The following is a 9,714-nucleotide window of genomic DNA, read 5'->3' on the forward strand; positions in this document are numbered from 1 at the left end:
GGTGGCGCGCTCTTCAACGCTGAGTTCGGTATAAGACATAGGGGCAGCACCGTACCGGAAAGGTCAGGTGTTGCACTCAGTTTTTGCCGCCGCCCCGTTCACCTTTTGTTTGGGCGCGGGCCAGCATCCTGTTTGAAGAAGAAAATTTCCGATATGGAAGTTCGTGCGCTATAGCTCGCTGCTCTTCAAATCCTCATAAGGGATGCGCATCGCTCAAATTTAACATCTGGCGGGGGAGAAGCGCTTTCCTTCCCAAAGCGGTTAGTCGGTCCAGTCGACCGAGCAGCGAAGTCGCCGTCACGAAAACGACTGTACGTCGCTGCTTACTACCGACAGTCTATTTGTCAGTTGGCCTTGATGAAGTAGGCCTTGAATTCGTCGGCTGGTTCAATGCGCTGATAGCAATACACGATAGCTCCGCTGGGATCCTCCAATCCGAAACCGCGGTCGCCCCATGGATGATCGTCGAGCGGATTCACCGCTTCTAGACCTGCGCACGTCAGGTTGGCGTAGAGTTGATCGACATCTTCCACCTCCAAATTAACATAAGCACCGCCTCTAAACGGCTCCATTCCCTGCTGGGGACGCATCAGGGAAATCTCCTGTGCGGCTGGGCCACTTAGACGCAGCACCACATACCAGCCGCAGTCAAACAATCGCTGGGCTTGAAAATGTCGTTCATAAAACTGACGCGTGGCGACAAGGCTTTCTGTGACGATAGTAATACTGCTGGAGCGAATGCCCATATGAGTGTCTCTCCGTTAGTGGGTGGTAGGCTATAACGGTGTCAGGGTTCTCTGCTGCGGTCTTGAATGATTTTGATGCGCTGAGAACAAATTTGGCCTGTCGACCTAGCCATTCTCGCTCTCGCGAGGAAATCCACAGCTTTCATTGAATCGTCATCATTTTGAAGCAGTGCATTAACAAAAAATGCTTACCTTCTGCATTGCGAACCGCAATTCTGCGGCCCGTAAAATTGCGAAAGGTGATCATATGACACCCCACCCGATACAGGACGCCGTGCTCTGGGTCGACCGACTGAGCGTCATCTACCCAGGCGGCGTGACCGCCCTGAGCGATACCTCGGTTGCATTCCGGCGTGGTGAGTTCACCGTGCTGCTTGGTCTCTCGGGCGCAGGCAAGTCGACCTTGCTCCGTAGTCTCAATCGACTCGTCACGCCCACTGGCGGCAGTGTCACCAGCGAACTCGGTGAGCTCGGCAGCGGCTCGGCCTTGCGTCAGCATCGTAGGCGTACCGCCATGATCTTCCAGCACCATCAATTGATCGAACGTCAAAGCGCACTGGCTAATGTGCTGACCGGCCGGCTGGCCTTTCACAGCACGCTCCGCTCGCTGTTTCCTTTGCCGCGTGCCGATCAGGAGATTGCGCTCAGTTGCCTCGCCCGGGTCGGACTGGCAGACAAGGCGCTGAGCCGAGTGGACAAATTGTCCGGTGGCCAGCAGCAGCGGGTAGGCATCGCGCGTGCGTTAGCGCAGCAGCCGGCGATCATTCTGGCCGATGAGCCGGTAGCCAGCCTCGACCCGGCAACCTCAGTCCGCGTTCTCGGACTGCTGCGCGACATTTGTAAGGAAGACGGGATCACCGCCATCGTTTCGCTGCATCAACTCGAATATGCCCGCCGCTTCGCCGATCGCGTCGTCGGGCTGGCCGATTCTCAGATCGTTTTCGATGCCGCGCCCTCGGAACTCACCGATGCGCAGCTTGAGCGCATCTATGCAGGCCGCTCTACGACTCAGCCAGCGAATGCTCCGGCCGAACCACCTGTCATGCTCGAACCTTCACTGGAGATGTCCTGATGAAACGCTTATCCGCGCTCTTATTGACCTGCTTGCTGTCCGCTGTTTCAAGTTTGTCCGCCGTAGCGGCCGATGCCGATCCAGATGTACTGAAAGTTGCCCTGCTACCGGACGAGAACGCCTCCGAGCTGATCAAGCGTAACCAGCCGCTGAAGGATTATCTGGAAAAGCATCTGGACAAGAAGGTGCAGCTGATCGTAACCACCGACTATTCCTCGATGATCGAGGCGATGCGTTTCGGCCGTATCGACCTGGCGTATTTCGGTCCGCTGTCCTACGTCATGGCCAAAAGCAAAAGCGACATCGAGCCCTTCGCTGCCATGGTGATCGACGGCAAGCCAACCTATCGCTCGGTGATCATCGCCAATGTCGCGTCAGGCGTGAACGACTATGCCGACCTCAAGGGCAAGAAGATGGCCTACGGTGACCGGGCTTCGACATCCAGCCATCTGATTCCCAAAACCGTTCTCCTCGAGACGGCCGAGCTGACGGGTGGGCAGGATTACGAACAGCATTTTGTCGGCACGCATGACGCCGTTGCCGTCAACGTGGCGAACGGCAACGCCGATGCGGGTGGGCTGTCGGAGGTGATCTTCAATCACGTAGCCGAACGTGGCCTGATCGATCCGAGCAAAGTGAAGGTACTCGGTTACAGCGGCGAATATCCCCAGTACCCCTGGGCGATGCGCTCCAACCTGAGCCCCGAGCTGAAAACCAAGGTTCGGGATGTGTTCGTCGGTATCGACGATCCCGAAGTGCTGCGCAACTTCAAGGCCGAGGCCTTCGCGCCCATCACCGACGCCGACTACGATGTGATCCGCAACATGGGATCGCTGCTCGGCCTCGACTTCGCCACGATGTGAGCACCGATATGTCTACTCATTACGACGTGCAGGCGCTGCCTGCTGAGCAACGCGAGCACATCCTCCGAGGCTTCGGCCTCGGTTGGTGGCGCCAGCTGGGGCAGGTGGCGATTGTACTCGGAGTGGTACTGCTGGCCTGCTGGTACGTGGGGCTGCTCGATGCCACCACGTTGCTGAACGGCCTGCCCTCCATCGCGACCCTGGCAGGCGAGGCGATGCCGCCGGACTTTTCGGGCTATCGAAGCTGGATTCGCCCCTTGATCGACACCTTGGCGATGAGCATCGCCGGTACGGCCATCGCAGTGGTGTTCTCGCTGGTGGTGGCCTTCGTTGCAGCGCGCAATACGGCGCCGCACCCCCTTGTGTTCGGTGTTGCCCGGGTGCTGCTCAATGCCCTGCGGTCGGTGCCGGAGCTGATCATGGGCATCATCTTCGTTGCAGCCGTAGGGTTCGGCGCCTTGCCAGGCGTGCTTGCGCTGGGTCTGCATTCGATCGGCATGGTCGGCAAGTTCTTCGCCGAGGCCATCGAGCACGTCGACGAAGCGCCGGTGGAAGCCGCTCGGGCTGCGGGGGCTACGCCGATGCAAGTGCTGCTCCACGCGGTTTTGCCACAAGTGACGCCGCAGTTCGCTGACGTGGCGATCTACCGCTGGGAATACAACTTTCGCGCCTCAACTGTGATGGGCATGGTTGGCGCCGGCGGTATCGGCTTCGAACTCATGGGCTCGCTGCGCATCATGCAGTATCAGGAGGTGGCCGCGATCCTGCTGGTCATCCTGGCCATGGTCACATTGGTAGACGCCTTCAGCGGCGTACTGCGCAAACGCTTCAAATAGGAAACTCCATGCTGCCGAAACTCGTTATAACTCACCGGGTACACGATGAGATCCTGCAACTGCTGGCGCCACATTGCGAGCTGATGACCAACCAGACCGACAGCACGCTGACGCGCGAGGAAATTCTGCGCCGCTGCCGCGATGCTCAGGCGATGATGGCGTTCATGCCCGATCGGGTCGATGCAGACTTTCTTCAAGCCTGCCCTGAGCTGCGTGTAGTCGGCTGCGCGCTCAAGGGCTTCGACAATTTCGATGTGGACGCCTGTACTGCCCGCGGGGTCTGGCTGACCTTCGTGCCTGATCTGTTGACCGTCCCGACTGCCGAGCTGGCGATTGGACTGGCGGTGGGGCTGGGGCGGCATCTGCGAGCAGCAGATGCGTTCGTCCGCTCTGGCGAGTTCCAGGGCTGGCAACCACAGTTCTACGGCACGGGGCTGGATAACGCTACGGTCGGCATCCTTGGCATGGGCGCCATCGGACTGGCCATGGCTGAGCGCTTGCAGGGATGGGGCGCGACCCTGCAGTACCACGAGGCGAAGGCTCTGGATACACAAACCGAGCAACGGCTCGGCCTGCGCCAGGTGGCGTGCAGCGAACTCTTCGCCAGCTCGGACTTCATCCTGCTGGCGCTTCCCTTGAATGCCGATACCCAGCATCTGGTCAACGCCGTGCTGCTTGCCCTCGTACGGCCGGGCGCTCTGCTTGTAAACCCCTGTCGTGGTTCGGTAGTGGATGAAGCCGCCGTGCTCGCGGCGCTTGAGCGAGGCCAGCTCGGCGGGTATGCGGCGGATGTATTCGAAATGGAAGACTGGGCTCGCGCGGACCGGCCGCGGCTGATCGATCCTGCGCTGCTCGCGCATCCGAATACGCTGTTCACTCCGCACATAGGGTCGGCAGTGCGCGCGGTGCGCCTGGAGATTGAACGTTGTGCAGCGCAGAACATCATCCAGGCATTGGCAGGTGCGCGCCCAATCAACGCTGCGAACCGTCTGCCCCAGGCCGAGCCTGCCGCATGTTGAATCCGGTCTGGCTGAAGAGCCTGGTAGCGATCGTTCAAACAGGCAGTTTTCAGAGCGCGGCGAGGGCGTTGGGGCTGGCCCAGCCGACGGTGTCGCAGCACTTGCAGAAGCTTGAAGAGCAGGTCGGCGTAACGCTGGTGCAGCGCAGTCGTAGCGGCTGCCAGCCTACCACACGGGCGCTGGCCTTCATGCCGCATGCGACCGCCTTGCTCGACATGCACGACCGGGCGCTAGAAGCCCTGCATGGCAATCGTGAGCGCGTCGGGGCTAGCTCCAACATCGGCACCTACCTTCTCCAGCCATTCGTGCGCAGCTATCTGACGACCGCAAATGAGAGGGGCGAGGTGGATCTGCGCATCGCCGCCAACCCGGATGTGGCCGACCAGCTACTGGCGGGCCAGCTCGACGCCGCGATCATGGAATGGTGGCTACCTCACCCCGACTTCGAACACCGCCTCTGGCGGGTCGAGCCGCTGGTGCTTATCGTCAGCCCCGACCATGCGCTGGCTGAAGCAGGGTGCATAGAACGTGATCGTCTGGTGGACCTGCCGATGCTGGGAGGTGAACCGGGTAGCGGTACCGGACGGCTTCTGACCGAATACTTTGGCGAGCTGGGCGTGCCTCGCAGCGGTATGCAGCTAGGCAGCACCGAGGCAGTCAAACAAGCGGTCAGGGCGGGACTCGGCGTGTCGTTGGTGATGGCTTCCGCAGTACAAGACGAAGTTCGCAGTGGCGCGCTGGTAGCTCTTCCCATCCCGGGGCTTGAAAAGCGTCTCCAACTGATCTGGCGCAAACCTCCCGGAAATCTGCACCCGCCGGGATTTGTGCGGCACTTATTGGAGGAGGCAGATCTAGCTGGATTGTGACGACCTCAATCCCGGCCGACGTGAAGTGAGAGCTTATTTCCAAGTGCTGGCTGGTGAGATGTCCGCAAGGTGGCTGGCGCTCACAATGCCCATCTATATGCTCATCCTTTCCGCTGACCCGCTTCGGCCGTGACCGATAGTTCGCAGGCTCAGGAGCGGGCCTGATAGCCGATGAGGCCAAGCAAAGGCGGTGAGTCTGCGCTGCCCCGTCCCTTCTAATCGAAATGCGGACTGTCACCCAGAGATTGGCTGAAAGATTCGAGATGGATCCGCGGCTTCGTTTCGCTTTGAGCGAGCCTGAAATCTGATAGACGCCAATCTTCCACTAGCTTCGCAGCGATGCGCCCACTCAGAGCCGGTGCTTGACATGTAAATCGATCGTTTTACACTCGATGCATGAATAAACGTACAGAAATAATTGATGGCGCTACGCGTCTGTTTGAAGCGGAAGGTTTTAGGGGCATCGGAATCGACCGTCTCATAGCGCCTTCTGGAATCTCCACCCGCACGCTCTACAAACACTTCGGCTCGCGCAACGGGCTGGTGCTCGCCGTTCTAGCGGAACGGCACCGCACGTTTATGGATCAGCTTCAAGCGCAGCCGGGTAGCGTCGAGGCGCTTTTCGATACGCTTCGAGCTTGGGTGCGGGAGCACGGCACGCTTGGCTGTATGCTCCTGCGAGCGCGCAGCGAATATGCCCAGGCGAGTAGGGAGGTCGTCTCGCTCGTTGATGCCCAAAAGACTGAGTTTCGAAATGAGGTGGCTGAACGCGTGAAGCTCGCTTTGGGGAAAAACAATGAGCGTCTGTTCACACAGGTCTGGCTCCTATTCGAGGGCGCCACCGCCGGAGCCGGTGTAGCGGGCGCGTCAGTCATCGACGATGCCAAGCAGGCGGCATTGTCACTGATTGCATTTGCTGGAACTGACCGGCCATGAAGCGCGACCTGAACCTGGTGGCGGCGGGCTTTGCCTTGACCGCCCTTTCATATGGCTTGGCGCGGTTTGCGTATGGGATGCTGTTGCCGCAGATTCGAGAGGACCTGTCTCTGGGAGTAACCGCTGCTGGGTGGGTCGGCGGAAGCGCCTTTGCAGCTTACTGCGTCGGCATCCTTTTGGCTTTTTACGGGGTTGGGAAGCTGGGTCCTCGGTTCATCGCATTAGCAGCTGCACTGGCGGCAACGGCCGGCATGGGCATCGTGACGTTTTCCTCTTCAGCGTGGACGCTGGGCCTGGGCATTGGTCTGGCCGGATTGAGTACAGGGTTAACTTCGCCGCCGCTCGCCACTGCTGTTGCTGCACGCTTCAATGACCGCGACAGCCCCAAGGCAAATGGAATGATCAATGCCGGCACCGCGGCGGGAATCGTGTTTTCCGGCATGGCGGCGCTGTTGGCGGCTGGTGCATGGCGGGAGCTCTACGGTTTGTTTGCCTTGATAGGCGCAGGGATCTCGTTATGGCTCTGGTTCGCTGTACCCCCTGTCAGACACGTTCAGCCAGGGGGTACGCTTTCCCTCCCATACCTTACCTGGCCTGGAGTGCCGGCGTTGTGCGCAAGTGCAGCGTTGACCGGGACGGCGAGCACTGCTGTCTGGACATTTGGGGCGGATATTCTGCGCAATGATTTTCAGTTTGCGGCTGATCGTCTGGCGTGGGTCTGGATCGTGGTGGGTGTTTTCCGGTATCTGCGGCTCGCTGACGGGCGTGTTGACCAATAGGTTCGGCACAGCCCACGTTCATGGCTGCGCGTTGTTCGGGATCTCCATCAGCACGCTGGGTGTGACGGCGACCGCTTTCTCGCCGGTGTTTGCCTTTGCCACCATGGGTCTGTTCGGCGCGGCCTACATCGTAGCCACCGGGGTGTTCCTGATTCAGGGCATCAAGTTGATGCCGGATCGTCCTGATCTTGGGCTGGGCATTCCTTTTCTCAGCCTAGCGCTCGGCCAGGCCATAGGTACCCCCCTGTTCGGGGCAGCTATGAACGCGATTGGCACGCTCGGTGCGCTGGCCATGTTTGCTGCGGCCGCCTGTGTGGCCATTTTCTTCAAGCCGCGAAGAAAAGGAGTTGTTTTGAATTGACTCCGTCCGGCCGCTTCCGGCCAAGAGCCAGCGGTGTTTGTAAATAGAGGCGCCATATCCACCTTAGGGCTCCGCCGATGGTATCCTTGATCTGTTCTCGCGACGAATGCTTGTGGGCCGCTGGCGTGACGTACAGATCATTATCTTTTGCCGCTCGGGAACGCCTCTGCTAGAACTGTCGACATGATTTCGCTGGCTCGGCCTTCCAGCAAGTACTCGTTGGGCCTGTGCTGGCACCAAGGGTCAATGTTGACGTGTATGACACTTGCCCCCGAGTCCAGAGCGATGTCGGGTAGGGTCGCAGCGGGGTTTACCTCACCAGATGTGCCGATTGAAATGAGGCAGTCGCAGCGCTTCGCAGCATCGAAAGCGCGCTTGACGTCGCGCTGGGGCAGTTGTTCCCCGAACCACACCACTCCTGGACGAATCCTTCCGTTGCAATGGCCGCAACGAGGCGGCTCGATCGGCCCCCCAAGGGTGGCTGGTATGTCTCGACGATAGTGAGGTCGAGCACAAGCGAAGCACCGGGAATCAAACACTCTCCCGTGAAGGTGTATTACGTCTGAAGCCCCAGCTCGTTCGTGCAGATCATCTATGTTTTGCGTGATTAAAGCGACCTCAGGGACAATCACGGTGAGCTCCGTAACGGCGTGGTGCGCTGGATTGGGAGATGCGTTGCGCATCTGGCCGCGCATTGTCTCGTACCATCCCCATACTAGCGACGGGTCACGGCGGAAAGCTTCCGGGGTGGAAAGGAGTTCCGGGTCATACTGAGACCAGAGTCCGTCTACCGGATCCCTAAAGGTCGCTATCCCACTTTCCGCGGAGATTCCCGCTCCGGTGGAGATCACCATTCGTCTAGATTTCCGTATCGTCTCGATTATCTTTTCTGGAATGGTATAGGTCATGACCTGATCTCCTGCCTCCTTAAGCAGCCTTGTTACTGCGTCGGTTGCTCGACTCCAGCCCGTCCTATCCTGCGACGCCAATACAGATTATACGACGAAGGATTAATGGGGCCGCTGCAGGATCTGCGCGAATTCTGCTGGCGGTGCCTGCGAAACGCTCCCCTAGCAGAGCGGCAGCAAGCGGCTCCATGCGAAAGACCGCTTTCGGCCAGAAGCGGGCACCCAACACCGCCAGCACACTCTAAGTCGACTCAATTCTTAAAGGTGATAGCTACTCAATCGCGTTCAGCTATGCTTAGCTCACTAGCTCCTTCAGGAAATCAGTGAGTGCTTTCTTTGGGTCGTCTTCCTCCGAAACAATCATTTCGATTCCCCATTGCCCTAGAACCTCCAGTGCTACCGGGTTTGGCCGGTTCGTGAAAACGTAGGATTTTGGTCTCGCAGATGAGATGGCGGAGCGCCCCCACATTTCTGTCAGCCGATAGAAAAGGAGTCGGATATTGATGTCAGATAGACTGTATCCGATGAAGAGCACTGAGTTCCCCAGGACATCGTTGCTGAGCTTGATATCCAACGGCGAGTCGTAGTTCAACCTCTGGAAATAGCTGGTCTCGTCCAGGACGATTGATGCGTCATCATCGAAGTCCCCATGAAACTTTACAATCTGGCGACGGCCGTCTGTGACGGACACTAGGTCGGCTACACTTGCAATTTTATCGAATGGGACGCCGAATTTGTCATGGGCGATTTCTAGCCACCGGTCGTAGTTGGTTGTGTAGATTCGCGAGAATTTTCCAAGGGTGATTAGCCGATGAATCTCGGATTGAGTGATGTCTACGTCGCGCTTGTGCCATTCACGATCCATCCAGCTACGCAGCGGCCCGAGACTACCCTTTTTCTTCTTATAGAACTCCGCTAGCGCTAGCGCGGTGCCATATGTGGAGAAAATTTTGGGGTCATAACCCAGTTCCGTTGCAATGTGAGATGTCAGCTGGCTCCAGGTTGGTAGGTTGAGATTGGCAGACACTCCGGCGCCTACAAACAGCATCAGCTTGTTGGTGCGGTGTGCATGGAATAATTCAGCGTTCATTCCACGCCTCTCACGGAATTGAGGTATGCCGCGAACTGGTCAAGGGCTTTACGACGCATGGAGATCTCGTCCTTGGCCTCACCCATTTCAGCGAAGGTTTGAATGTGTCCATTCGGAACGAAGACGCAATCCCATTGAAAGCCCGGCGGTTGCAGGAGCTGAGTGCAACACGGTTATTGAATTGAAGCCGGAGCATCATGCCGCATTGCCATGGCATTTTGCATGACCTCTCCCATCA

The 9,714-nt window shown here is 58.6% G+C and carries 12 protein-coding genes; 8 read left to right on the forward strand and 4 right to left on the reverse strand.

Going from position 1 to position 9,714, the window contains the following annotated elements:
- Nucleotides 1-344: 344 nt before the first annotated feature.
- On the reverse strand, nucleotides 345-746 hold the full coding sequence (locus BM267_RS16440) for a VOC family protein (protein ID WP_022964658.1): 402 nt from the start codon (nucleotides 744-746) through the stop codon (nucleotides 345-347).
- A 247-nt stretch (nucleotides 747-993) separates the two neighbouring features.
- Here BM267_RS16440 and phnC point away from each other — a divergent pair, with 247 nt between their 5' ends.
- From phnC to BM267_RS16480, 8 genes are all read left to right on the forward strand, one after another.
- Entirely contained in the window at nucleotides 994-1,818 is an 825-nt protein-coding gene (gene phnC, locus BM267_RS16445) for a phosphonate ABC transporter ATP-binding protein (protein ID WP_023628720.1), read from the forward strand.
- On the forward strand, nucleotides 1,818-2,681 hold the full coding sequence (gene phnD, locus BM267_RS16450; RefSeq protein ID WP_022964660.1) for a phosphate/phosphite/phosphonate ABC transporter substrate-binding protein: 864 nt from the start codon (nucleotides 1,818-1,820) through the stop codon (nucleotides 2,679-2,681). Before phnC ends, phnD begins: the two co-directional genes overlap by 1 nt.
- 8 nt (nucleotides 2,682-2,689) lie before the next feature.
- Complete coding sequence (gene phnE / locus BM267_RS16455) at nucleotides 2,690-3,517, forward strand: phosphonate ABC transporter, permease protein PhnE (protein WP_028615158.1); 828 nt, start codon at nucleotides 2,690-2,692, stop codon at nucleotides 3,515-3,517.
- Nucleotides 3,518-3,525: 8 nt separating this feature from the next.
- On the forward strand, nucleotides 3,526-4,536 hold the full coding sequence (gene ptxD / locus BM267_RS16460) for a phosphonate dehydrogenase PtxD (protein ID WP_022964662.1): 1,011 nt from the start codon (nucleotides 3,526-3,528) through the stop codon (nucleotides 4,534-4,536).
- Nucleotides 4,530-5,402: a LysR family transcriptional regulator gene (locus BM267_RS16465; protein ID WP_022964663.1), complete on the forward strand. Its 873-nt coding sequence runs from the start codon at nucleotides 4,530-4,532 to the stop codon at nucleotides 5,400-5,402. The genes ptxD and BM267_RS16465 overlap by 7 nt, the downstream gene beginning before the upstream one ends.
- A gap of 396 nt (nucleotides 5,403-5,798) precedes the next feature.
- Nucleotides 5,799-6,338 (forward strand): TetR/AcrR family transcriptional regulator, encoded by a 540-nt coding sequence (locus tag BM267_RS16470; RefSeq protein WP_022964664.1) that lies wholly within the window; start codon nucleotides 5,799-5,801, stop codon nucleotides 6,336-6,338.
- The gene (locus BM267_RS16475) at nucleotides 6,335-7,117 is read left to right on the forward strand and encodes an MFS transporter (RefSeq protein ID WP_028615159.1); all 783 of its coding nucleotides are present in this window, start codon (nucleotides 6,335-6,337) and stop codon (nucleotides 7,115-7,117) included. Before BM267_RS16470 ends, BM267_RS16475 begins: the two co-directional genes overlap by 4 nt.
- Nucleotides 7,071-7,478: a hypothetical protein gene (locus tag BM267_RS16480; protein WP_028615160.1), complete on the forward strand. Its 408-nt coding sequence runs from the start codon at nucleotides 7,071-7,073 to the stop codon at nucleotides 7,476-7,478. The genes BM267_RS16475 and BM267_RS16480 overlap by 47 nt, the downstream gene beginning before the upstream one ends.
- Before the next feature lie 140 nt (nucleotides 7,479-7,618).
- On the opposite strand, the gene BM267_RS16485 is transcribed toward BM267_RS16480, so the two are convergent.
- The 3 genes from BM267_RS16485 to BM267_RS16495 form a co-directional block, all read right to left on the reverse strand.
- Nucleotides 7,619-8,386, reverse strand: coding sequence for an SIR2 family NAD-dependent protein deacylase (locus BM267_RS16485; RefSeq protein WP_022964665.1), 768 nt, complete (start codon nucleotides 8,384-8,386; stop codon nucleotides 7,619-7,621).
- A gap of 295 nt (nucleotides 8,387-8,681) precedes the next feature.
- Nucleotides 8,682-9,476 carry an SIR2 family protein gene (locus BM267_RS16490; protein ID WP_022964875.1) on the reverse strand — a complete coding sequence of 265 codons (795 nt, stop codon included), beginning with the start codon at nucleotides 9,474-9,476 and terminating at the stop codon, nucleotides 8,682-8,684.
- Nucleotides 9,473-9,631 (reverse strand): non-canonical purine NTP pyrophosphatase, encoded by a 159-nt coding sequence (locus BM267_RS16495; RefSeq protein ID WP_268870415.1) that lies wholly within the window; start codon nucleotides 9,629-9,631, stop codon nucleotides 9,473-9,475. Before BM267_RS16495 ends, BM267_RS16490 begins: the two co-directional genes overlap by 4 nt.
- Nucleotides 9,632-9,714: the final 83 nt, after the last annotated feature.

This window comes from Halopseudomonas bauzanensis, assembly GCF_900114735.1.
Taxonomy (GTDB): Bacteria; Pseudomonadota; Gammaproteobacteria; order Pseudomonadales; family Pseudomonadaceae; genus Halopseudomonas; species Halopseudomonas bauzanensis.